Raw genomic sequence first — 24,694 nt, forward strand, 5'->3', positions numbered from 1 at the left:
GTGAATGTTGTGGAGAAACTCAAGAACGGGAAGGTTTTCATCTGGATGCAATTGCTGGGTTTCGATAGAGAGGACTCCGATCGAGGGGCAGCGAGGTTTTTAGATCAGACAGGATTTCTTCCCGATGGCGCATGTGCGCTGCTGTTCCACCCCGATTTCGTCAATCAGTACAAGGGTATGGACGAGGAATACGAACTTCCCGCCGATAATTGTGCCTATTACGGCATACCGCGCAATGCAGAACGCGAAAGACAACCTTGGACGAATTATAACCTTCGCGACCTTTCCGGCAACTTGTCTGACAGCGGGACCGGGCTATACGCGGGTATTATGGGGGTGTCCATCGGAGATTCCTTTCACCAAGAATGGATTAGCGATCATCCAGAATTACAGTTTCATACGAGAGGCGGCAAACGGCGCGGTTTATTCGCGCTCAAACGCTTTAAAAATGGCGCTTACTACGAGGATTTTTTCGTAGAGCAGCTTTGTCGTACGTTAGTTGATTATGGATTTAAGGGTATACATCTTGCGGACGGATTTAGCCCAAGCGGAAACATTTACCATGGCGACTACTCAACCGATATGGTGACACAGTTCATCGACCATACAGGACTGATTTTGCCTGACGGTATTGCTGCTGCGCTTGGAAATGATGAAGCAGAGGCAGAAGACGCCCGCGCAGACTGGATTTGGAAAAATGTCCGTGCGGAGTGGATCGAATTTATGTGCTGGCGATGGGAGGGCTTCTTTAAAAAAATCTGCGCGCGCGTTCACGCAATCGGACGCGAAGTGATGGTGCTTGGCATGTACTGTACGGATCCATTCGAGACGAAGTATTGTCTTGGCACGGATTTGGCTCGCATCATGAATGCCGGCGTTGATTACCTCACCGCCAATATTTTGCCGACCAGTTGTTTTATCGCGTCTCCTTGGGATACGCAAGATTACTATTTCCACCGCTATATGGCCATTGCTCCGATTACCGCGGCACATATTCGACAAGGCCATCTGGTTTCGATGGTTGGTCTGCAGGATGCAACAGAGGAATGGGACATGATGAAACATGTGCCCTGTCTGCACGAACGTGATCTTTATACCATGATGGCCTACCAGCTTGCAGAGAAGGGTGGTTCGCGACGTGCACTTGAAGGTTATTTCCTTTGCCTTGGCGACGGAATCAAACGCGCCGATTGGGACTGGGAGCGAGAACGCATGGAAATCGCCTTTTCCGCGGATGTCGATCGAACGCTCTCGCCTACGATGCTCTGGTCCGACCATGCTTATGAGAACATGTTGAACGAATACATCCAAACACGGCGCTGGACACCCTTCAAGCTGTTCTACGAGCTTGCAAAGGCCGGAACTCATTGCGGCGCTTGCGTTCGTTCGGAGGATCTCGATTCGTTTAGCGGTACATTGCTGGTTCCTGACTTTGATATGTTGTCTCTTGAAGAACAACGCAAAGTAGCGGCATACGATCGTGGCTCGATTGTATGTACAGCTCGTGCAGGCTTCGAGCCTGCTGCTTACGGTATCGAGCCAACCATTCTGTTCTCGGACCGCTTTAGCAATCGACCGTTGACTGTTTTTGCTTTCGGGGCTTCGCCGGATGATGATACCCGTGCCGCAATCGAAGCACTGCTCACTCAAGATGACGGCAAACCGAATCTGGAAGGCGATCCAGCCGATGCGCCGGATTTCCCTTATACGCTTGTCGACACTCTGCCATTCGTCAAAGTAACAACAGGCTTTCGCGACGCGCTTGCCCGTCTCCTTCTTGATATTGGCGACTGTCCGTTAACATGCGATAAACCTTATCTGGCCTATCGGCTTAAGGATGGTACATGCCGTCTCTACTTGTTTAATGACAACGACGTTCATTACCGGCGCGCTTTTGTTACGATGAAAGAGCCTGTCGCGGATACACGGACTGTCTCCAGCTTTCCTATTCTGCCAGTCCGTTACAAGGATGCGGCAACAGGCGGGCTTACCCACCATTATGTTGGCGGGTCAACCTATAAGCAAAGTTTTGAGGTCAAGCTTCAACCTGGCGGGGTTACCCTCATAGATGTATATTCCGAAAAATGAACGCTGAAGCCGCTCGGAACCCTATCGGGAACGAGCGGTTTTTTTAAATTATAAGAATTTATAAAGTTTCACTTTTATAATTAGGCTTATAATTCATCGGTAAACGCGCTCGTCCAAAGGACGACGTTAGCCGTTTATCCTTGTGCCGCGAATCAGTAGCCAAAAGATAGTAAAGTGGAAATCGGAAAGTGGTTAGCCATTTAATAGTGACAGTATAATTAAGCTCGTCAGAAGAGATTATCTTCTACCACTATAAATGGGAGGGATTGTAATGAGATTGGTCAAAATGGTATGCACGCTGGTTCTCTGCCTGACACTGTTGCCCGTATCCGGTATAGGAAGCGTGAACGTGCACGCGGCAACTGAGTCGGATATGCCTGTCGCAGTCGCGGACACACTGGGTGTAGAACCGCCGAATCGCGCATCCGGTACTCAGGTTGCCGGAAGCGATGTTGAAGCGGGAGGCGTGCAGTGGACGGCTAGTCCATCACTGGTCTATTACGAGGACGAAAATGAAAGCTATGTGACTAGCGGCAGCGCTGAAATGCTTGCCAATGCAAGCGTGCCCTTTCGTTCGGTCGGAGAGATTGCAAGCATAGAAGCGGAGATTAAGCCGTCAGGGGTGACAGATTGGGTAGGGCTTGGATTGCTGAAGGGGACTGGCCCGATCTGGCAGGATGGAGCGGTATGGATCTATGTCAATAAGAATGGAGAGTACCAGGCTTTCGTTAATGGCACCAAATATTTGGTGAAGTCCGGAGCGCTGCTATCCTTTGATGCAAACGGTTACACGAAAGTTAAGGTGCAGTTAAATTCGGCGGATGCTACGATCTCCATCTGGCTCAATGAAGAGCTTGTCGTAAATCAGCTTGACATTAGCGGGATCGAAGGGCTCGCTCCGAACATATCGCATGCGGGATTTGTGCTCAGCGGTGCAACGGCATATGGACAACGAGTGAAAAACCTGAGCGTTCGGGGGGAAACATTGGCTATTTCGGATACGTTGGCAATTAATGGGACGAATCGCACGGTTGGCGCTTCTCTCAAGGAAAAAGAGACGGAGTTCGACGGCCGAAAGTGGGAAGCCGGTCAAAATCTGGTGTTCGCGGGGGATGAAAGCGAAAGCTATATTACCAGTTCGGTTCGAGGCTCTTCCACTGCCAGTGTCCCATTTAAGTCCGTAGGACCGGTATCCAGCGTGGAGGCGGATATTTATCCGGCTGGCGTAGAGGACTGGATCGGATTGGGGCTGAATAAAGGTACGGGCGCCATGTGGCTGGACGGCCAAATATGGATTTACTTGAACAAGAACGGAGAATACCAAGCCTTTTTGGACAGGACGCAAAATGTAGTCAAAAATGGAGTGGCTCCGGGATTTGATGCAAACGGCTATACGAGAGTGAAGGTCGAATATAATGCTTTAGAGCATACAGCAAGCATATGGATGAATGGCCAGGTAATCGTGGACAAGTATAATGTTGGCCAGGTCGCAGGTTTCATTCCCGACATAAATCATGCGTCCTTCATGTTCAGCAATGCGACCGCGAACGGCCAGAGGATCAAAAACTTTATCGTTAAGGGCGTAGCGGCTCCCATGGAGCCTGAATATCCAGTCGATCTGGAGCCGTTTCCGCCAAGCGACTTCCCGATCGGGGTCTTCGAGGATGCGCTCCAGATAAGAGGCAATAAACAAAGATTCAAGGAAATCATTGCAGATCTGCATAGCCATGGCTTGGACTCTATTATGATTACGAACGGCAATGTGGACGAAGACCACTTTATGTTCGAGGCAACTGACAAATACGGAGTGGGCGTGCATTACGGGCCGCATGCGAATACGTATGACTGGATGCATAGCGAGGCCGCCGATTCACAGCTATTTCAACCTATCGCGGATAATATTATTAATAAATTAAAAGATCATCCGAGCATCAAAAGCATTAATCTGTCGGATGAACCGTTTCTGGAGGCATTAAACAATCATGTCGTCGCAACCGAATATTTTCATGAAAATGCCCCGGGGCTGAAAATTTCCACTCCGCTCGTCGGTTTGGACCGGGTGGGTCCCATCTTCACCGCGGCTGGCCTGGATACCTTGCTTATTGACGTTTACCCCGCCGCGAAGCACAACCAGATTGGCGACTTTACGTTAAACGCCTTCGGATATTCGGCATGGGACTTTGTCAGCTATGTCCGCAAAGTAGTAGAAGAAAAGCCGGAAGATACTCCTTTATGGATGATATTGCAAACGCATAAATTTGATTCAGGACGCTTCTCCACGCGGACTCCTGTTGTGGGCGAGCTGAGAATGCAGAACTGGATGGCCATAGGAGAAGGAGCTACAGGCATATTCTGGTTTATTTATGGCACGCAGCAAAGCTGGCTTGGACTTGAGGACAGCCCTGCACACTTTGATGAAGTCAGTTCGTTAGCCAATCGCGTTCGGCCTTTGAAAGAGACTTTATTGAATGCAAAGAAGGATGAGGATCGATTTACAATCGCGGGAACCGGTAACACGAAGCCATATGTTAGTACATTGGTGAAACGGGACGGGAGCAAGTCCTACGTGGTCGCTGTAAACACGGATGCCGAACAGCAACAGGAACTGACGCTAAGCTCAGCTTATTATACAGGCAGCTTGAAGGACCTGGAAACGGGCGAGATTTATGAAATTGGAACTTCCGCAATCAGCTTCTTGCCGGGAGACGGCAAATTGTTCGAAGTGATCCCGACGACTTCCAGAACCAGCCCGGTTGTTCAATTATCGACTCCTGTTCAAGGAACGATTTTGTCTGAGAATGGTGCGCTTACGCTTCAAGCAAGCGCAACCGATCCGCAAGGTATTGCCAAAGTCGAGTTCTGGGCAAATGGAAAGAGAATAGGAACAGCCGCATCTGCTCCTTTCAAGATGGAATGGAAAGAGCTGAAGGCGGGCAGCTACACCATAACGGCAAAAGCAATCAGCGGCCAAGGGGTTGTCGCTGAGTCGCAACCCGTCCATATTATGGTTCTCGGCAGCGGAAACAAGGTGCAAAATCCTTCTTTTGAAGAAGGTGAGAATAACGAAGGCGTCCCAGCGGGATGGACGTTCCCGTCTTCCGTTACTCCCGTTCTGGATGCGAGTGCTTCGCGCTCCGGCGGGACATCCCTGCAAATAGCGGGAGCTGCCTCAGGTACCGTTATGAGACAAAGCGTAAATCTGGAGCCGAACAAGGAGTATGAGCTGAGTACATGGGGCAAAACGGATCAGATTAAGGGGACGGGCTTGTCCTTGCGTATGTCCGTAGAAGGAGCCGCAACCTATCGATATGAATCCGAACCTCTGTTCGGGACCAAGGAATGGACACGTTTGGTTACGCGTTTTGTGACACCGGCCGTCGTGAATAACGGTTTGATTGAGATTCGCTTGAACTCGGTATTTGCTCCTGGTACGGTTTGGCTGGATGACTTTAGTCTTACGGCAACGGGCAGGGATATGCTTGTCGACGATCTTGCCCTTCACTGGACCTTCGATGAAGGCAGAGGCACAAACGCCTATGACTCGACTGCTCTTGCCAGACATGGCAGCATTATAAGAACAGTTGATGGCGTTCCAACGAATGAGATTCCTTGGGTTCCCGCGTATTATTCCGGTAAAATCGGAAGCAATTCCATGTACCTGGACGGAGGCCATAATTATGTAGCCAATCAGGAAACCGGCGTGCTCGATGAACAAAGCTTTACGATCGCAACATGGTTGAAGCCTTATGAGATCGGGCGGCGAATGGTCATCTACTCTAATAAAAACGTCGTACTGGAGATCAATGAAGCAGGGGCGCTGCAACTCAAAATGTTGTCAGACTCTGCAGAGGGAGTATGGACTACTGTAGCAGGAGGGCCGGTTTCCACAAATAACTGGTCGCATGTCGCGGTTGTATACGATGGGGAAGCAGGAGCGGCATTATATATAAATAGTGATTTGGCGAGCGAACCTAACAATGCGACATATCTCTCACAGGGTTCCTCAGGAACTGTATTGGGTACATCGTTGCAAGAGACAGGCGTGAATTTCCACGGTTATCTGGATGATTTTCGTATCTATCAGCGGAAGCTGAATGTGAGTGAATTGAAGCGTCTTATTTTGAATGCGGATGATGAGGAGAGCTCAGAAGAGCCTGGCAATGGCAACGGAAATGGAAACGGCAATGGCAATGGAAACGGAAACGGCAATGGAAACGGAAACGGAACAGGAAGCGGCAGTGGAACCGGAGGGGATTCAGGTTCTGGCCTGGCGGCAGTTGCAATCGAGGACGGCATCGCGGTCGTTCGCATGAAAGATAGCCAGAAGTCGGTAACAATACCGATAAGTCAGATTTCTGGATACCCATTGCAGGTTCAAACAGGAGAAGCACTGTTAAAGATTGAATCGGCTGAGTTGAACGCCTTGCTGGAAAGAGTGGGCAATACGGCGGGTGCGACTTTGGAGATTGAGTTTGCGCAAGCAAGTGAGCAAGTATTGAAGGAAGCTGCTGGCAAAAAAACGGATGAAGCTATTCGCATCGTGAGTCCAGCCTATACCGTATCGGTCTTGCTTGTTACGGCCGATGGCAAGAAGATCAAGCTTGAACAAACGGCTGCTGGCGTAAGTTTAGAACTCCCGTTACTGGCCAGTGACATCGACAGTAAACTAACGGGTATATACGAGTATGATACTGTGAATAAGAAATGGGTTTATAATGGAGGCTCTGTAAAATCGAAACCGGCACGAATTACTCTTAAGCTTAAACAAATCAGTCCGCATCCTTATGTGGCAATGGAGTACAAGAAGAATTATGCAGATGTTCCGAGCACGCATTGGGCCATGGAGGCCATTCAAACTTTGGCGGCAAAACAAGTCATCGAATGGGAGAACGGAAACCGTTTTAACCCCTCGGGCCAGATTACGCGCGCTGAATTTGTGGCTATGCTGGCTCGCAGCATGCAATTGGAGATTCCGGAAGATGGGTTAACTTTTACGGATGTTGATGCAAATGCCTGGTATGCGGGCAGTATTAAAGCTGCTGTTGCTGCAGGATTGGTAACAGGGATTGACCAAGGGCGATTTGCTCCCGAGCGGCATATTAGTCGTGCAGAGATGGCGGTGCTGATGTCCAGAGCGCTTGGCCTGACGATCCATCCTTCTGCAAATGCCGCATTCAGCGATTCGCAACAAATCCCGGCATGGGCAATCGGACATGTAGCTGCCTTGCATCAAGCCGGATACATCAAGGGAAAAGGTAACAACATGTTTGTGCCTGAAGTGAAGGCGACGCGTGCGGAAGTGGCAATGATGCTGTTTCAAATGCTGACATTGGAGCCAGGCTTGAAGTAAATCTCAGAGCATTAATTCGCCGAATGCCCACCAAACCAGTCCATCCAAATCGGACTGGTTTTTCTTTGGGCTATTTCGTATAAAAACCCACCTTATTGCCGTGAATTGCCTACTGTTATAAGAGTGCGTAAAGGTATAAAATGTTTTATATTTATGTCTCCAATACCCGGCTTAGATCAGCAAGAAATACACGTCGGGCACCGTCTACAAAGCCGTTAAAAACAAGATGGCGATTGTCCGGCGTCCAAGCGGGATGAGCATCTACACGAAGCGAGCCATCTTTGCTGGAAGCGGGATGAACGACATTTATTCTTATAAGCGTCTGCTCCGTTTGCGTTTGGAGATCAATCCAACGGATCGGAATGGTTCCGTCTCCAAATGCAGTTGGCTCCCAGGCATAGGTATCCGTAACGATATGGCGACCGTTGGGGTGTACGGTTGGATGTCCAGAACCAGGCATACGATCGGTTATCATACGCAAATCAGTTCCATCATGCCGCACCTGAACAAGTTTAACCTGGCCTTCTTCATTAATGTCCAGATTCATCGATAAATGCTCTCCATCCGGAAACCAATTAATATGATGTCCGCCTTTTCTCCATTGCTCAGGACCGACTGCGACATAAATGTCCGATCCATCCGGCTTCATCGTCAGCACCCAATAATCGAGCTTTTTATTAATTTGATTCCATGGCTGGGCTTCATCGGATTGATACCAACGCATTGTAAAAATTAACCGGGTTCCTTGCGGATTATATTTGCAATGGAACCCGTAGCATTCCCCTTTTTCATAGAATGATGAATCTATTTTAGGTTGAGCTTGATCGAAAATTTCACGTATAGAGACGACAAGCCTACGCTTACCCGATTTCGTATCTGTCATATACAAGCCATCATCGTCCGAAAAGCCAAAGTTTCGGGGAACTCGATCTTCGGGAACGATAACGCCGTACCCGGTTTGCGTTCGCCGCATTGTAATCGTGTTGGCACAAATGATTTGACTGCCGTCTGGAGAGATTCGATAGATCGACCCTTCTAGCTGACGTTTTGCACCGCTAAGCGGATCGATACAAATGATATGCGGCTCCCAGGTTGCAGTGTCAACATCATTAAAATACAGCGAATGATCATCGCTGCCCCAGTTAATGTTGGCGCCTAATTGATATTCCCAGCCATAGGTTTGCGCAATGACCTGCTCCTCGGCAGTATGCAAATCAATAAGGACAACATCGGCAGCTTCACCGGCATGATTGATCCGATCTAGATAAGGCATCCGGATTACAGCCAAATATCTTCCCGACGGGCTGACGGGCGAGGTATCAAAAAAACGGTGTAATCCGCCCCCTTCGCCAGGAGTAACGCACCAAACAGGCACGGCTGGATTATATTCGGTATATCGAGGGAATTTCTCGCTAATAAGCATAGCTGCAACCTCCATTCATGATATTTGAGTTTGGATATGAATCCTATTATATGAAATCCAACCTCTTTTTTATTTGTCTGGCTCTTAGAATTTTTTATCCAGGGCTATGATATAATCTTGAAAAGCATCATGAAGTGGGGAGATGTCATGGGTAAATTTGGCGTTCGAATATTATGGACTGCGCGTTATGATTACGTGAAGGGTGAACGTCTCAAGCTGCATAGACATACCTATTATCAAATGATTTGGATCGCGGATGGCAGTGGCGTATTTCATCATGGTGATGAAATATACGAGCTGAAGCCTGGCACCCTCTTCTTTATAAAGCCGAATCAACCCCATGGTTTGTCAGTATCAAATGAACAATCCTTGAAAACGTTAGATATTAAATTTCATATTGATTCAAAGGAGCTTGCCCGTTCAGTTGACCCTATTCCTATTCAAGTTCAGCATCCGAGCAGGGAGATTCCTAGACTGCTTGAACTTATTCGGCAGGAGGGCTTGATAAGGACAATCCATTATTTGGAGCTTGCTGAGCTTCGTGTCGTTGAATTACTCTATCTATCATCACGTTCTTTAGAGACGTTTACGAATCAGCGTGATCAGAGTGTTGTGGAGGTCGGTTTGCTAGAGCAGCCGGTTTCTCGAACTCACCTATCTCCAGCAGAAAAATTGGAGCAATGGATTATGCAGCATGCGGATCAAAATTGGACAATTACGGAAATGTCTAAAAGTATCGGCTACAGTCCAAGCTATTTAAGCCAGCTTTTCAAACAATACAAAGGCTTGACGATTACAGCTTTTTTAAAGGAAGTTAGAATACATCGATCCAAGGAAATGTTGACGTATTCTGATTTAAGTATTAAACAAATTGCCGAAAAAGCAGGCTTCAAAACCGTACATCATTTTTCTCGCGTTTTTAAAGAAATGGAAGGAATTACGCCGGGACAATGGATGGCTAAGGAGAATTTAGGCATTCGCAAAGATATTGTTTTTAGTGAAGGGCGATAATGGGTGTGGGGGACTGTCATGAACGTTTCTTTTAAAACGAAGCTGCACTCGCTTTTTATTATGCTGATGGTCATTTTTATTGTGCTGTCAACTGTCATTAGTTATGTCGTATCCAAACAGCTAATTATTAATAATATTAAGGCCTCTAACGAGAGTGAATTGCTATTAAGTATGCAAACGATGCAAAACTTAATGCAAAAAAGCAAGGAGCAGTTCAGATTATTTGTAGAGGATTATAAACCCACCATACATGAATGGGTAACAGAAAGACCTTTTAATGAAAATTTAGATAGCTATAATAGAAAAATCATTTCGGATATTTTAGCTTTTTTATATACGAACAAAGAATTTACGGGCATGTATATTGTTAATAACCAGCAATTGATTGGGACATCCTTAAATACGCAGCTCATTACAAAAACAACTGAAATTCCGCTTTCCGGGAACCTTGCTGCTTCACGAAAGTACTTCAAAGACTTACTTATTCAAAATGGCCAGTTCTCGAAAGACAGCTTGACGGAAGAAAATATGCAACTCATCCCAATAAATGAAGGCGCTTTTATAGTAGCTGTTTTGGATTTGCAAAATCTGGCTTTATTAAACAATGTTAGTCTGACCTATATGAACAATAAGGAGCAAGTTGTATTTAGCAGTGGAGAAAAGCAAGAAAAAATAACGACGATACTTAAGCCTGAAAAAAATAGTACAGGGACCATTTTTACCTATCAAAAAAATCAACAAATTGTTTCATCCTATACAACCGATAAGCAGGAGCGTTATGTACTTATTCATGGTATTAGCCAGCTGAGCGATCGCTTTGGACAAATCATCTGGATTATAATAGCGCTATCGCTTCTGCTCATCCTATTGTTTGCAATCATATCCAATAAAGTAGCGATTCGAATTTTAAGTCCAATTTATGATTTTATTAATAAGCTGAAACAAATAAAAGGCTACGAAGATAGGCAACTAATGAAGGACTATATTTCTTCCTACAAAGGACAAGCTACAGTTGCCGGCCATATATTTAAATATTATTTTCTTATAATCATCCCTGTATCTATTGTAGTTGTTGTTTCTTTTTTTTCCTTTGACAAAATTATCGAATCTAATTCGAAGCAGGATTTGCACAATATTATAAATAAGACGAAGGACGGCATTGAAAATAATATTCGGTCGTATACGTTCTATATTCGTTATTTGTCACTGGATAGAGAATTTCAAAGCTTAATGCTTTTAGCAGGAAATGATGAGACAGAATCCTTTCATGCAGCATTCTCTGATCTTTTAGTACGAAAAGGAATATTGAATAAGGAAGTTAGCACGGTATCGATTTATAACGCAAATAATCGGCTAATCTACTCCAACGTGAGTCAGCCCAATGGACAGAATCTTTTAAATGAAAAGGTTTCAGGTGTTACTGGTTATGCAAGAGAGCTGGAAATTGTTAAAAATGAACTGGACTCTATGCCGCCTGTCGTATTAATGAAAAAATCAATCTTATCTTTACTTGATCCAACCGAAGAATTGAAAAAATTCGACTACATGGGATTTATTGAACTGGGTATACAAAATATATTTACATCTACAAACCTTTTACCAGCTAACGAGTATGCTATCCATTTGCTTGATAAGGGAGGACAGTCATTCCCGCTTACTACATCCATGGAAAATAGAGCGAAAAAAACAACCTTTATTCAATTGCCATTAGAGGAAGATAAACTACAGCTTGAGGTCCAAGCGTCGAATGATTGGAATAAACAGAAGTACGTATTTATTCTTCTCTATTCCATTGAAATTGCATGTATGCTGCTTATTATGATTTGGATTTCGAGTCACTTGGGCAGACGGATGACCGCACCGATCGTTCGCGCCATTCAAGTTATGGAAATCTACCCGGAGCAAATCAATGCTCGACTTGATAGCGCGGAGAAGGAATTTGAATTTATTGTATTAGCCAAAAACTTCAATCAGATGCTTGCACGATTAGAGCAGTTGACGGATGAGCTAACATTAAAAGAGTTGGAAAATGTTTCGCTTGAGCGGCGCATTCATAAGCTGATAAGACAAGCTCTGCAAGCGCAAATTAACCCGCACTTTCTTCACAATATTTTTACCTCCATAATGATGCTTTTAAAATCCGGAAAAAATGATAAAGCTGCTAATATGCTGGTCGATACGGCGGAATTTCTAAAGTCGGGCCTGTACGGGACGAGTGAATTAGTTCGTTTGCAAAATGAATTGGAGCATGTAAACGCCTACATGAAACTGCAGAACATACGTCATGAAAATCAGCTTAAATTAGTCATCGATGTCGATGTGCCGTTTAAACAAATTCTTACGCCGAAATTTATTTTACAGCCCATCGTCGAAAATTCGATTCATCATGGACTGGAGAAGGATCGACTGCTTACCATTCGTATTCAATGTTATTTGGAGGGACCTAACACGCTTAACATCGTTATCATCGATGACGGAAAGGGAATGTCGCCAGAACGTTTTAATGAAATAAGCGATCAATTGGAAAAACGTACTCAAACGGCTCATTACGGCTTATCTAACGTTCATGAACGGATTTACCTTGAATTTGGCCCCCCTTATGGTTTATTGATCGAGCAATCTATGGAGCGTGGAACGATCGTTTCGATTAGATTGCCTTACGGATTGGAGGGAAACTAAGTGGCGGATTACGCAGTAATGATTGTTGATGATGAAAAAATAATAAGGGATGGATTGCAGGAAGCGATTAACTGGGAGCAATTCGGCTTTACTATTGCTGCAACTGCGAGCGATGGGTTAGAGGCGATTAAAAAATTTAGAGCGGTTCGTCCGGATATTATTATTATGGATATTAAAATGCCGGAAATGGATGGGCTGGCCGCACTCGAACAAATAAAAGAAGAGAATAGCGATACAGAGGTGGTGTTGCTAAGCGGCTATGAGGAATTCTCTTACGCAAAGAGTGGTATTCGGCTCGGCGCATTTGATTATATTTTAAAAATAAAAGTGTTTCAGGAATTGGATGCCGTGTTGGAACGACTCCGAAAGCATTTGGATGAAAAGAGAAACCAAAGCAGCAGTTTACTACAGTTTCAGCAGTTGAAAAACAATTATCTTTTTCTGAGATTTATTCGTGGTAAAATGCCGACGGGAATTACGCTTTCCAACCAGGATACACTGTACAGTGTGGTTAGTATATGGATGGATGAGGAGAAGCATGAAGCTAGTGAACGTATGGCCCAGTCCATTGACGGCTTGCCGCATGTAATGGGGGCAGAAAGTCAATATATTCATATTATTTTATTTCAAGAAGGCAATCACTTTGAGACACATCAACAGCAGATTTCGAAAGGCATTGAAGCTATTGAGCGATGCCTTAAACACGAATTTCATGGAACACGTTATGCAATGGGTATAGGTGCTGTCAAGCCTACGGTAGCAGAACTGCCGGATAGCTTCCGCGAGGCAATGAAAACGGTTGATTATTTACGCTGTCTGAAAGACGACCAAGCAAAAATGATTTACTCGGAATGGGTTGATGCTGCACCACATACGTTAGACCTTAACGGTACAAATGAAGGATGGATCAACTGGGTATATAGCGGAGATGCAGAGAGGTTGCTTGCCTGGTTATCTGATCTATTTAAACAAGCTTATATGGCTAAGGACATGACATTGAAGGACATGAAGACCATCTGTATCCAGGTGCTTTTGCAATTTGTATCCGCGATGCGCTCAGCTAAAAAGAGTTGCAATGACGATTCCAATTTTTTTGAAGAATTAAAGGACTATGATTCGCTGCATGAGTTGGAAAGCTATATGATTGATCATTGCAAGCGGTTATGCGAGCTTATTCATAATAATATTCAAATGCAAAAAAATATAAGCATTACTCTTGTCAAAGAATATATCGATCAGTTTTATACGAGCCCGCTAAGCTTGTCTGGGGTTGCCGAACATTTTCATTTCAGCTCGGGCTATTTATCGCTTCAATTTAAAGAATATACAGGAAAAACCTTTACTCAGTATATTATTAATAAACGGTTGAATAGATCCTGCGAATTGCTGATGGGTACAACGCTGCAAATTTATAAGATTGCCGCAGAAGTTGGCTACACCGATGAAAAGCACTTCACCAAATTGTTTATTCGGCACTTCAACATGAATCCGAGAGAGTATAGAATGAAGCATCAAGCCAAAAATAAAAACAGTTAATTTTTCTAAGAATAGCCTCGTAAAAAGGGGGCTATTTTTTTATTTCTAGCAAATCGTTTGTATAAAAAGCCACTTTTTTGATGCGATTCACCTACTGTTTCAACCCTTTGAAAAGGCTTACAATTGATTTAAATTACTGCGAGGTGAAGCTAACATGAATCTGCATGTTGAGAAATTCAAAAAGATTTATTCCAGGCATGAAGTTTTTCTTTTTATTATTCCGGCAATCGTTTTTTACGTCGTGTTTAAGTACAAGCCGCTGTATTTTCTGCAAATTGCTTTCAAAGATTATCGGATTACACGTCCGATTGAAAACAGCCCGTGGATCGGTTTTCAAAAGTTCCAGGAATTGTTTAGCTCAAGCGATTTTCAACAAGTATTTATGAATACGATCATTATAAATTTTTATAAGCTCGCAGTCGGCTTTCCGCTGCCAATCTTGCTGGCGCTGTTATTAAATGAGCTTCGTAGCGAACGCTTTAAACGTTTAAGCCAATCTCTTCTGTATATACCGCATTTCATATCGTGGTCTGTACTCGGTGGCGTGCTTTACAATATATTGTCTGTAGATCAGGGCCTAGTAAATAGCATTTTAAACTTTTTCGGCATCGAGTCTATTTTCTTTATGGGGGATCCTGCTTATTTCCGTTCTGTATTAGTCGGTTCGGAAGTGTGGAGAAATTTAGGCTGGGGGACAATCTTATATCTTGCAGCTTTGACGCGTGTCGATACAACCTTGTACGAAGCAGCATATGTCGATGGGGCAACTCGAATTCAACGGCTCTTTTATATTACGATTCCCGGCATATCATCAACGATTGTAGTCCTTTTTATTATTCAAACAGGACATTTGCTAGACGTTGGTTTCGAACAAATTTTAGTTCTTGGCAACGTAATGGTTCAAGACGTATCAGACATTATTGACACCTATGTTTTCCGGGTTGGATTGCAGCAAGGCCAGCATAGCTTAGCGACTGCAGCGGGACTATTTAAAACCGTAATCGCGGGCATTATGGTATTTGGCGCAGATCGTTTGGCCAAAATGTTAGGACATCGTGGAATTTTATAAGCGAGGAGCATGAAGAAAGTGACCATTAAAAAGTTTTCTTTGTGGGAAGTAGTTTCTATTATCGTTATTAGTTTGTTATGTCTCGTTATGTTGTATCCGTTTTGGCAAACAGTCGTTGCTTCCTTTATGACGGAAGCCGAATATTTAAGCTCTCCTTTAAAGCTGTACGTTGCAGAACCGACATTTGCGGCGTATAAAGCGATTTTCAATAATGGCGAATTATTTATTCATTTAAGAGTGACGGTTTTAATTACAATCGTAGGCACTTTTGCCAGCCTGTTCTTTACGGGATATTCCGCTTATGGTTTATCAAAGTCTTTCCGTGGATCTTCTATCGTTATGTTTTTTATCGTTATGACGATGTTTTTGCATCCAGGATTAATTCCGGAATATTTGAACTATAAAAGCTTAGGACTCATTAATCATTTTGCTGTCTATATACTGCCATTTCTAATTAATACCTTTTATTTAATTATTATGAGAGCAAGCTTTATCGAGTTTCCAAAAGAGCTCGAAGAGGCGGCCAAAATAGACGGCTGCAATCATTTCCGTATCTTTTTTACGATCGTTTTGCCTTTATCTAAACCCTTGTTTGCATCGATTGGTCTGTTTTTAGCAGTTAGCTTCTGGAATACGTATATGCAGTCCGTATTTTTTATCACAGAAAACGATTTGAAATCTGTACAGGAATATTTGCAACGATTAGTGACGGATAGCTCCGATATAGAAGGAATTATTTCGGCGGATACAGGAGAGCTTGCATACAACGTAAATACGTTAAGATTAGCAAATATCGTGTTAGTGCTGCTGCCGATTGTAACGGTATATCCGTTTTTACAAAAATATTTCGTGCAAGGTCTTATGATCGGGTCCGTTAAAGGTTAATTAAGAAGAGGGGGGATTAGGTTAGCTCGATTGGAAATAGCAGTGAAAGAACTTATGTACGGATTAATAAAATTTAAAAAAAGGGCGTGTTAGACATGTCGAAAAACGTAAAAATATTTTCGCTACTCATTTCATTGCTTGTTGTTACTGCAGGTTGCCAAGCTAATACGGATTCCGGGAAAAACTCCACCAGCTCAGGCGGCTCGAGCAGCACTAGCAGCCCGGTCCCTTCCGATCAAGCTGAATCAAATAAAGTGGATTTAAGTAAAAAGTATACGATCAAAATGTTTACTTGGGGACCAAAGGATTTGGACAAGGACGATGCGATCGTTAAGCATTTGAATGAAAAATTTAATATTGACCTCAAGGTTGAGCGAGTTCTGTCATTAGAATATACGAAAAACCTTGAAGTGAGAATTGCATCTGGCGATATGCCCGACATTTTCCGTTACAATATGAATACGCCTGGCACATACAGGCATTTATACGAAGATGGTTACTTGATGAACTTTGCCGAGTACGCAGATAAATATAAATTAGATGGATTAAAAGCATATATGAGTATTCCAGAAATGGACGAATTTAAAGAAGAGGATGGGATGTATCAGCTTCCTTCCAGCCCTGGCAAGGAGATTTCACCGATCCTTATTCGCGAAGACTGGTTGGACCAGCTCGGACTTGAGGCGCCTAAATCATGGGACGAGCTGCAAAGTCATCTTCAGTTGATAAAGGATAATAAACTTGGCGGGGATAAAACAGTCGGGCTTGTATCGAGTTTTGGATTCTTTTCTGGAATAGGCGTTTCATCGGTTGGTTGGACGGGCTCCTACGAATGGGGCAAGTTAGACGGAGAATGGACTTACGAGAAGGCTATGCCGGAGTACAAAGGCTTCTTGCAATATTGGAAGGATATGTATGCAAACGGGTTGTTAGACAGAGAAATATTTACGAATAATGAATCACAAGAGCATGCTAAGTTCACAAGCGGTCAAGCCGCAGCGATACTCACTGCTCCAAATCGTGTAGCCGTATTGGAAAAAACGATAACCGATTCGGATAAAAATGCTAAAATCAGCATAATTAATCCATGGCTCGAGGGACAGAAAGGCCCGCTATATGGAACATTGCTTCCTTATACTTCGCCTGTTGTAGCTATTAAGAAGGATAAGGACGAGGATTTCCTTGCAAGAGTTGCCTTGTTAATGGATTATATGCACACAGAGGAAGGCGTTAAAATTCTTAACTTCGGAATGGAAGGCGTCCATTACAACATGAAGGATGGACAGATGGTCCGTACGGAACAATATGATCGTGACATCATACCTGCATTAGGCAATCTCATTGCAGGGTTTACGGATTATAGCCTAGCGAAACAAGATGTAAGCGAAGAGTTGAAGAAGTTATATGCCGATGTAGATAAAAATGCTGTTTCTCCGCCACTAACTCCGCTGTCCTATGGCGATGCGGCAACCCACTTGCTAAACATCGAACAGAAGCAGCGCGACTGGGTCGTAAACTTTATCACCGGCAAAAACGATGTTGAAAAAGATTGGGACGCGTATATAAAAGAAATGAATAACGCAGGACTTGAAAAGCTGACTCAATCGATTAGAGAAAACAATTAACATTAAAAGGATCGATCATATTGGATAATAAAATTGAAAAGCCAAATATAATCATTATTATGGCTGATCAACTGCGAATCGACGCAATCGGCCGTTATACTCCCAATATCAACAAACTTATGGACGAAAGCGTTGCTTTTGAGAGAGCCTATTGCGCATCTCCGCTATGCGTTCCTGCTCGGGGAGCTTTTTTTACCGGAAAGTATCCGAACGAGAATGGGTCACTCATTAACCCGTGGGATGTTGTAGACGAACTGCATGGTTATGTCAGATCAGGACATCCGAATTTATACCAATGGCTAGAGCAGAACTGGGATAGCTGGCATACGGGCAAACAGCATTTGTTTACTGCTCCCAAGCTAGAGAAGGACCCGACCAGCAAAACAAATTGGCTGCCGCTCGAAGAACGCTTCGAAGCATTCTTGGAATCCAATGGAAGAAGAAAGCCCGGAGGCGCAGCATTTAAAGGTATGGTGCCAGAGATGGCCCGGGGTACGATAACTAGAGCGAAGTCATACTCATTACCTACGATTGGATGTTACGAAGAAGGATTTGAATTTTTTTATGACGGATTTATTTTAAATGATAGTTTGGAGGCCATTCGCAATCATGACCGGAGCAAGCCGTTCCTGTTAAATAGTATGTTTCTTGCTCCGCATCCGCCTCTAGATATTCCTGAACCGTGGTTTTCGAAAGTGAAAGAAACGGATATACCCGAAAACGTGGGAAGATGGAGTCCGAATCAGTCGCCGCTTCAACTGTATAATTTGACAGGCGCGATTGGCGTTCGATACAGTCGCGAGGAGTGGAAACAAATATGGCCCAAATATCTTGGTTTGGTTTCGTTGTTAGATGACTGCGTTGGTCGAATCATAGAGGAGTTAAAAGCACAGGATCTGTATGATCATTCATTAATCGTATTTACAAGCGATCATGGTGAAATGTTGGGTTCGCACGGTTTATGGCAAAAAATGTGCATGTATGAGGAATCAGTGCGAACTCCGCTCTTGATGAAATTTCCCGAAAGTAAAGGTTATGCTCCCTCATCGATTAAGACATCTGTCAGCAGTATTGATGTTTTTCCTACGATATGCGATGTAATCGGAGTCGAACCGCCTGCAGGTTTAAGCGGGAAGTCGCTCATTCCTTTAATCGAAGGAAACGAATCGAAGATTCGCGAGGACATTTTCATACAGTACGATGGGAATGGTGCAAGGGGGAATTTTCAACGCTGCGTCGTACATGACTCGTATAAGTTAATCGTTGATATGTTCAAGGATGAGACCTTTATAGAGCTGTACGATTTGGAGAGTGATCCCGAGGAGCATAACAATCTTGTTTTTGCTCAAGACGATGGCAGGATAGGTCAAATGATTAAAGATTTGCTCAATCGTTTACGAAATCATATGGCTTCGACAGGGGATTTGTTATCTCTTCGCGAGGATTTGCATGAATCATTTTTAACCAGCTATAAACCTTTTCACTGATCGTTCCTATTAAAGAAAAAGGTACAGTTCTTCAATCAAGTTGAAGAGGCTGTACCTTTTTGCCGTAAATCTCAAACGATTTCAAATACGGAGCCTTGGTTAAAATCTGTCACTTTTATAGAATTGTAAACCCCTAAATATAGCCGGGTTTGATTCCTATTTGCTCCTAGTGAAACATAGTAAGCAGCTTGAGAGCCAAAATGATGATCCGTTTCAATAACAGAATAATCATTTGGCGTGCAATCGGCTTTTACCTGGGTATATGCCAAAACACCCCTAACAGGGGAGTTTGCTTTTTTTTGAGCAAGATCGGTAAACACAACGCTCCCCATTAAATCGGGGATTCCGATCCCGCTATAGGCCTGAACGCCTGTGAGTGCCGTTCCTCCAAACTTATCGGGGCGGGGATCTTCATGATAGTAACTAGTAAGAGGTTGTAAACGCTGCACCGAAGTGCTCAAGGTCTCATCGTAATAGGCAATGGTTTTCTCCTTCAACCTCGCGTTTGCAGGGCAGTCTCTTGGCACACAAGTAGGCAAAACGCCTTCCCAACCTCGCCAGCCAAAGTTGGTGAGTTCCTCTTGGATAAGCTCGGAACCCATTGTTGAGGCTCGAACAATTTGAGTAACAGGCATTGGTATATAATGAACGAATGAAAAGACGGATTCTACCAGATCTTGTCCGACATTTCCTGCGTATTTAACATACCTGTTATTGAATCTTTGATATGAAATGCCCGTAATATTGCGTACTCCTTTGGCAATAACCGTAAGCGATTCTTGAGTAGGCACGGGCAGCTCATTAAATCGAGTTACGACAGGAGGAGTACCGGTAAAAGTATTTAAGCTTACATCGATTTCAATTATTTTTCCTGCGATTTCCATCATGTTTTGACTTAAATTAAAGGGGTCATAGGCCGATCCGCCATCTCCGGTCGTTAAAACCAGTTTTCCTGATTCAGGCGAAAAGTTTAAGCTGTTGATCCCATTATGATTTAAAAAGGGCCTTCTTAAAAGGAGGAGCGTTCGCCGTTTTTGGGGTTGTCCGTTCGGAAGCAGAATCCATTCTTCAACGGTATCAATATGGTCGTATTGTTTCTCCCTATTGATCCACTTTAGATTTATAGTGCTGGCATCACAAGGGTTAGGCTTAAAAGATTCGGAAAAGGCTGTTGGACCTTGGCTTCCGGCTACGGAGTAATGGAGGTAGAACAAACCGTTATAATGAAATTGGGGGTGAAAAGCCAGACCTAATAGTCCTCGCTCGTCGTATCCGCCACTGGAGCCGCCTAGTTTTAAAATGTACTGACGAATATCCGCAAATGTCCCGATAACTCCTTGTCTAATGTAAAAGATCTCTCCGACCTGGGTTGCAATAATGATGCTTTCGATCGAGTCCCCTGGAAAGATCGTTGTTTTTATGATCGTCGGCATATTTATCCCGCTAACAATGGGCTGTAAACGAACTTTAACTTTTTTCAACATTGTATCCCTCCCGGACTTCGTTATCTTTATTAGCGTATGATGGGGGGTGATTGATTAGACAAAGCATATTCCTCTTGACTTGAACTTCCATATGTAACATGAGCAATTGATTGCTCCATAGCCGACGAAATTCAGGTTTGTTCTGAATTTCGATCGGCTTTTTCATATTTTGGGGAAACGTGAGACGGTGATGGTGGCCTAAAGTTGCACCTTATACTTGTACCATAGTGGTTTACCCATTCACCATTGCTTCATTAATCATATGATATTCGGAAATTAATATGAGGAGGCTTTATATGGCGGCAAAGATGAACGTTAGCCCCCGATTTAGAAGACTTTGTACCCAATTCGGAAGAATCCTGGGCGGTGAATCGGAAATTGAAGAAGGTCCGGTTTGTTTTGTCACGCGAATGACAAACTTAAGGGCGACGATCCTGAAAAGAAGAACGCATTCCCCTCTGGTTCAAATGCAAATGTTTTCGTTCGAATCTCTTGACAGGTCGGGTCGCGCGCTTTGTTTGGGCGAGACCGCCATTCATCAAAATCAAGTTAATCGATTGGTATCGAATCTTCGTAAACGTGGGATAAAAGTGACTGCGCTCCACAATCACTGGCTAAATGAAAACCCTCGTTTAATGTATATGCACTGGGAAGCCATTGAGAATCCTATTGTATTTGCCAGAAAAACCAAGGAATCCATTGCATTTTTGGGTTAATGCGGCTAATCGCTCAAATTGTATTCCTATCTTATTGCGAGAGGATGATAGCTTGTGGCAGCTCAAGTGACAGCAAGTCCTCGTTTTAGAAGACTTTGCAACCAATTTTCATCTATATTAGGCGGAACGGAACATGAAATAACAAGAGGTCCAGTTTGTTTTGTGTCCAGAAACAGGAGAATCAATGCAACAATTTTAGGGAGACGCACTACATCACCTTTAATCCGTTATCAGCTGTTCTCGTTTGAATCACTGGACAGTTCAGGCCGCGCACTCTGTTTAGGGGAAACGGCCCTTTTTCAGAGTCAAGTTAATCAATTGCTGTCAAACCTTCGCAGAAACGGGATCAAAGTAACAGCCGTCCATAATCATTGGCTGTTTGAGAACCCGCGTCTTATGTATATTCATTGGGAGTCGATCGATAATCCCATTGCATTCGCGAGAAAAGTGAAACGGTCTATTGCATTCTTAGGCTAGCTTTGATTCATATTCGGTAACAAGGTTATGACAGAAAAGTCCTTCATCAAGCTGCGGCTCCGTTGCTTGGGATGGACTTTTTTTGTGTTATAATAAGGGGAAGTTATTGACTGTTGGAAACGAGGTGCTAGTCGAACCTATGGAAAAATGGATGTTAATCGACGGCAACAGCATCGCTTATCGGGCGTTTTTCGCGCTGCCGCCGCTCACGAATTCTGCCGGACTGCATACAAATGCGATTTTCGGCTTTACGACGATGTTGCTCAAGATGCTGGAGGAGCAGAAGCCTACGCATGTGCTGGTCGCATTCGACGCAGGCAAGGTGACGTTCCGCCACGAAGGCTACAGCGAATACAAAGGCGGAAGGCAGAAGACGCCGCCGGAGCTGTCGGAGCAATTTCCGGTGCTCAAAGAACTGATCTCGGCCTTTAACATTAAGCAATTCGAGTTATCCGGCTATGAGGCCGACGATATTATCGGCACGCTTACGAAACAAGCCGACGAATCCGGCGTGCAAGCCATTGTCGTTACCGGCGACAAGGATATGCTGCAGCTGGCCTCGCCCGGCGTAACGGTTGCGGTTACGCGCAAGGGCGTCAGCGAGGTGGACTGGTATACGCCGGAAGCCATCGACGAGCGATACGGACTGAAACCGCTTCAGATCATCGATCTCAAAGGGTTGATGGGCGATACGTCAGACAATATTCCCGGCGTGCCGGGCGTGGGGGAGAAGACGGCGCTTAAGCTGTTGCACGAATACGGCAGCGTGGAGAACGTGCTGGACAACCTGGCGGCGCTCAAGGGCAAGCTCAAAGACAATATCGAGACTCACAAGGACGACGCCGTCATGAGCAAGAAGCTGGCGACGATCTACCGCGAGGTGCCGCTGGATCGGGAGACGGAGGATCTGCGCTGGGACGGCTACGACGCTGCGAAGCTCGGCGAGTCGCTGCGCAAGCTGGAATTCCGGACGCTTCTGGAGCGGCTGGAGCTGGCTTCGGAGAGCGGCGCAAGCGAATCCGACGCCAAGGCAGCCGCATCCAGCCTTAATGTGACTGTTCCGACGGGAGGGAAGGATGGCGAAGGAGAGATCCGCAGGCTGCTGAAGTCCTTGGAATCGTCGGACAAGCATGGCCTATACATAGAAGCTATCGGCGAGAATCCGCATCACGCAGAGCTGCTTGGTCTTGCCCTCGCCTTGGAGGATGAAGTATTCGTATTCCCGCTGGAGGAGCTGAAGGCAGGATACGCAGAAGGCCTGCGCGAGTGGCTGGCTTCCGAGGAGCGTCCGAAATACGGCTTCGACCTGCACAAGTCGGAGCTGGCGCTGCGCTGGGCGGGTATCGCTCTCGGAGGAGCCGCGTTGGATGTGCAGCTAGCGGCTTATCTGCTTAATCCGACGGATACCCAGTTGTCGCTGAGCGCCATCAATGAGCGGCTAGGCCAGACGGGCGTTCCTTCGGACGAAGCCGTATACGGCAAGGGAGCAAAGTTTAAGGTGCCTGAGCCGGATACGCTGCATCGTCACCTCGCGCTTAAGGCTGACGCCGTGCGGCGGCTTGTGCCCGTTATTAACGAAGAGTTGACGAGGACGGGAATGAGCGGGCTTTATTTTGATTTGGAGCAGCCGCTGTCACGAGTGTTGGCAGGCATGGAACACCAAGGGATCAAGGTGGAGCGAGGTGAGCTGCAGTCGCTGGGCGAGAGACTGGAGTCGCAGCTGACTTCCATTATGGCCGATATCTATAGCAAGGCCGGAGCGGAGTTCAACATCAACTCTCCGAAGCAGCTTGGAGAAATTTTGTTCGAGAAGCTGGGTCTTCCAGCCAGGAAAAAAACAAAAACCGGCTATTCCACGGATGCCGAAGTGCTGGAAGAGCTGGCGCCATATTCGGAGATTATACCGCCGATCCTTCACTTCCGGCAATTGGCCAAGCTGCAATCTACCTACGTGGAAGGTTTGCTGAAGGAGATTCGCGAGGAGACGGGCAAGGTCCATACGTATTACCGTCAGACGATCGCGGCTACGGGAAGGCTGAGCAGCCAATTCCCGAACCTGCAGAATATCCCGATCCGGCTGGAAGAAGGGCGCCAGATCCGCAAGGCATTCGTGCCCTCGGAGCCGGGCTGGTCCATTCTCGCGGCGGACTATTCGCAGATCGAGCTGCGCGTGCTTGCCCATATTTCCGGCGATGAAAATTTGAAGGAAGCGTTTATTCACGATATGGACATTCATACGAAGACGGCGATGGACGTTTTCGGCGTGACCGCGGAGGAAGTGGACGGCAATATGAGACGTTCCGCCAAGGCGGTCAACTTCGGCATCGTGTACGGGATCAGCGATTTCGGCTTGTCGCAGAACCTGGGCATTACGCGTAAGGAAGCTTCGGCGTTTATCGAACAATACTTTAATGTGTTTAAGGGCGTACGGAAGTATATGGACGATATTGTCGTAAAGGCGCGCGAAAATGGATACGTAACGACGCTGCTCGACCGTAGAAGATATCTGCCCGAGATTAAGGCCTCCAACTTCAATCTGCGATCGTTTGCCGAACGTACCGCGATGAATACGCCGATCCAGGGCACGGCTGCCGATATTATCAAGCTGGCCATGGTGCAGATGGACGAGCAGCTTCGCGAACGCGGTTTAAAGAGCCGTATGTTGCTGCAGGTACATGACGAATTGGTATTCGAAGTTCCGTCGGAAGAGATGGAGCAGATGAAGAAGCTGCTGCCAGACGTGATGTCAAACGCGATTAAGCTGGATGTGCCGCTAAAGGCGGATGTCAGCTACGGCGATAATTGGTATGAGGCGAAGTAAAGGAAGTATACGCACAGTCCCCTCGGATGCAGTATAATGGTAG

14 protein-coding genes are annotated in these 24,694 nt (G+C 45.2%); 12 read left to right on the forward strand and 2 right to left on the reverse strand.

What is annotated here, in order from left to right; genetic code table 11:
* Nucleotides 1-9: 9 nt before the first annotated feature.
* Complete coding sequence (locus tag B1748_RS10710; protein WP_087567898.1) at nt 10-2,088, forward strand: hypothetical protein; 2,079 nt, start codon at nt 10-12, stop codon at nt 2,086-2,088.
* A 271-nt stretch (nt 2,089-2,359) separates the two neighbouring features.
* Entirely contained in the window at nt 2,360-7,438 is a 5,079-nt protein-coding gene (locus tag B1748_RS10715; RefSeq protein WP_179215520.1) for an S-layer homology domain-containing protein, read from the forward strand.
* Nucleotides 7,439-7,589: 151 nt separating this feature from the next.
* Here the strand turns inward: B1748_RS10715 and B1748_RS10720 are convergent, their stop codons facing one another.
* A complete protein-coding gene (locus B1748_RS10720) occupies nt 7,590-8,861 on the reverse strand; it encodes a TolB family protein (RefSeq protein ID WP_087567900.1) in 1,272 nt (423 codons plus the stop codon).
* 147 nt (nt 8,862-9,008) lie between these two features.
* Here B1748_RS10720 and B1748_RS10725 point away from each other — a divergent pair, with 147 nt between their 5' ends.
* The 7 genes from B1748_RS10725 (at nt 9,009) to B1748_RS10755 (ending at nt 19,153) form a co-directional block, all read left to right on the forward strand.
* On the forward strand, nt 9,009-9,872 hold the full coding sequence (locus tag B1748_RS10725) for a helix-turn-helix transcriptional regulator (protein ID WP_179215521.1): 864 nt from the start codon (nt 9,009-9,011) through the stop codon (nt 9,870-9,872).
* A gap of 18 nt (nt 9,873-9,890) precedes the next feature.
* A complete protein-coding gene (locus B1748_RS10730) occupies nt 9,891-12,551 on the forward strand; it encodes a sensor histidine kinase (protein ID WP_087567902.1) in 2,661 nt (886 codons plus the stop codon).
* Nucleotides 12,552-14,087, forward strand: coding sequence for a response regulator (locus tag B1748_RS10735; RefSeq protein ID WP_087567903.1), 1,536 nt, complete (start codon nt 12,552-12,554; stop codon nt 14,085-14,087). It abuts the gene before it with no gap.
* A gap of 154 nt (nt 14,088-14,241) precedes the next feature.
* The gene (locus B1748_RS10740) at nt 14,242-15,156 is read left to right on the forward strand and encodes an ABC transporter permease (RefSeq protein WP_087567904.1); all 915 of its coding nucleotides are present in this window, start codon (nt 14,242-14,244) and stop codon (nt 15,154-15,156) included.
* Between the two features lie 18 nt (nt 15,157-15,174).
* Nucleotides 15,175-16,041 (forward strand): carbohydrate ABC transporter permease, encoded by an 867-nt coding sequence (locus B1748_RS10745; protein WP_179215522.1) that lies wholly within the window; start codon nt 15,175-15,177, stop codon nt 16,039-16,041.
* A 95-nt stretch (nt 16,042-16,136) separates the two neighbouring features.
* Nucleotides 16,137-17,666 carry an extracellular solute-binding protein gene (locus tag B1748_RS10750; protein ID WP_087567906.1) on the forward strand — a complete coding sequence of 510 codons (1,530 nt, stop codon included), beginning with the start codon at nt 16,137-16,139 and terminating at the stop codon, nt 17,664-17,666.
* 20 nt (nt 17,667-17,686) lie between these two features.
* Entirely contained in the window at nt 17,687-19,153 is a 1,467-nt protein-coding gene (locus B1748_RS10755) for a sulfatase family protein (protein WP_087567907.1), read from the forward strand.
* 71 nt (nt 19,154-19,224) lie between these two features.
* On the opposite strand, the gene B1748_RS10760 is transcribed toward B1748_RS10755, so the two are convergent.
* Nucleotides 19,225-20,634: a PQQ-dependent sugar dehydrogenase gene (locus B1748_RS10760; protein WP_087568078.1), complete on the reverse strand. Its 1,410-nt coding sequence runs from the start codon at nt 20,632-20,634 to the stop codon at nt 19,225-19,227.
* A gap of 299 nt (nt 20,635-20,933) precedes the next feature.
* Here B1748_RS10760 and B1748_RS10765 point away from each other — a divergent pair, with 299 nt between their 5' ends.
* From B1748_RS10765 to polA, 3 genes are all read left to right on the forward strand, one after another.
* Nucleotides 20,934-21,353 carry a DUF1259 domain-containing protein gene (locus B1748_RS10765; RefSeq protein WP_087567908.1) on the forward strand — a complete coding sequence of 140 codons (420 nt, stop codon included), beginning with the start codon at nt 20,934-20,936 and terminating at the stop codon, nt 21,351-21,353.
* Between the two features lie 54 nt (nt 21,354-21,407).
* Nucleotides 21,408-21,830 (forward strand): DUF1259 domain-containing protein, encoded by a 423-nt coding sequence (locus B1748_RS10770; protein ID WP_087567909.1) that lies wholly within the window; start codon nt 21,408-21,410, stop codon nt 21,828-21,830.
* A gap of 139 nt (nt 21,831-21,969) precedes the next feature.
* Nucleotides 21,970-24,651 (forward strand): DNA polymerase I, encoded by a 2,682-nt coding sequence (polA, locus tag B1748_RS10775; protein WP_087567910.1) that lies wholly within the window; start codon nt 21,970-21,972, stop codon nt 24,649-24,651.
* Nucleotides 24,652-24,694: the final 43 nt, after the last annotated feature.

Source organism: Paenibacillus sp. MY03, from assembly GCF_002165585.1.
GTDB lineage: Bacteria > Bacillota > Bacilli > Paenibacillales > Paenibacillaceae > Pristimantibacillus > Pristimantibacillus agaridevorans.

Bases quoted from the DNA above. Each gene is read 5' to 3' on its own strand.
- B1748_RS10715 (WP_179215520.1), top strand. From the start codon at position 2,360: ATGAGATTGGTCAAAATGGTATGCACGCTGGTTCTCTGCCTGACACTG.
- B1748_RS10720 (WP_087567900.1), bottom strand. From the start codon at position 8,861: ATGCTTATTAGCGAGAAATTCCCTCGATATACCGAATATAATCCAGCC.
- B1748_RS10725 (WP_179215521.1), top strand. From the start codon at position 9,009: ATGGGTAAATTTGGCGTTCGAATATTATGGACTGCGCGTTATGATTAC.
- B1748_RS10730 (WP_087567902.1), top strand. From the start codon at position 9,891: ATGAACGTTTCTTTTAAAACGAAGCTGCACTCGCTTTTTATTATGCTG.
- B1748_RS10740 (WP_087567904.1), top strand. From the start codon at position 14,242: ATGAATCTGCATGTTGAGAAATTCAAAAAGATTTATTCCAGGCATGAA.
- B1748_RS10750 (WP_087567906.1), top strand. From the start codon at position 16,137: ATGTCGAAAAACGTAAAAATATTTTCGCTACTCATTTCATTGCTTGTT.
- B1748_RS10765 (WP_087567908.1), top strand. From the start codon at position 20,934: ATGGCGGCAAAGATGAACGTTAGCCCCCGATTTAGAAGACTTTGTACC.
- polA (WP_087567910.1), top strand. From the start codon at position 21,970: ATGGAAAAATGGATGTTAATCGACGGCAACAGCATCGCTTATCGGGCG.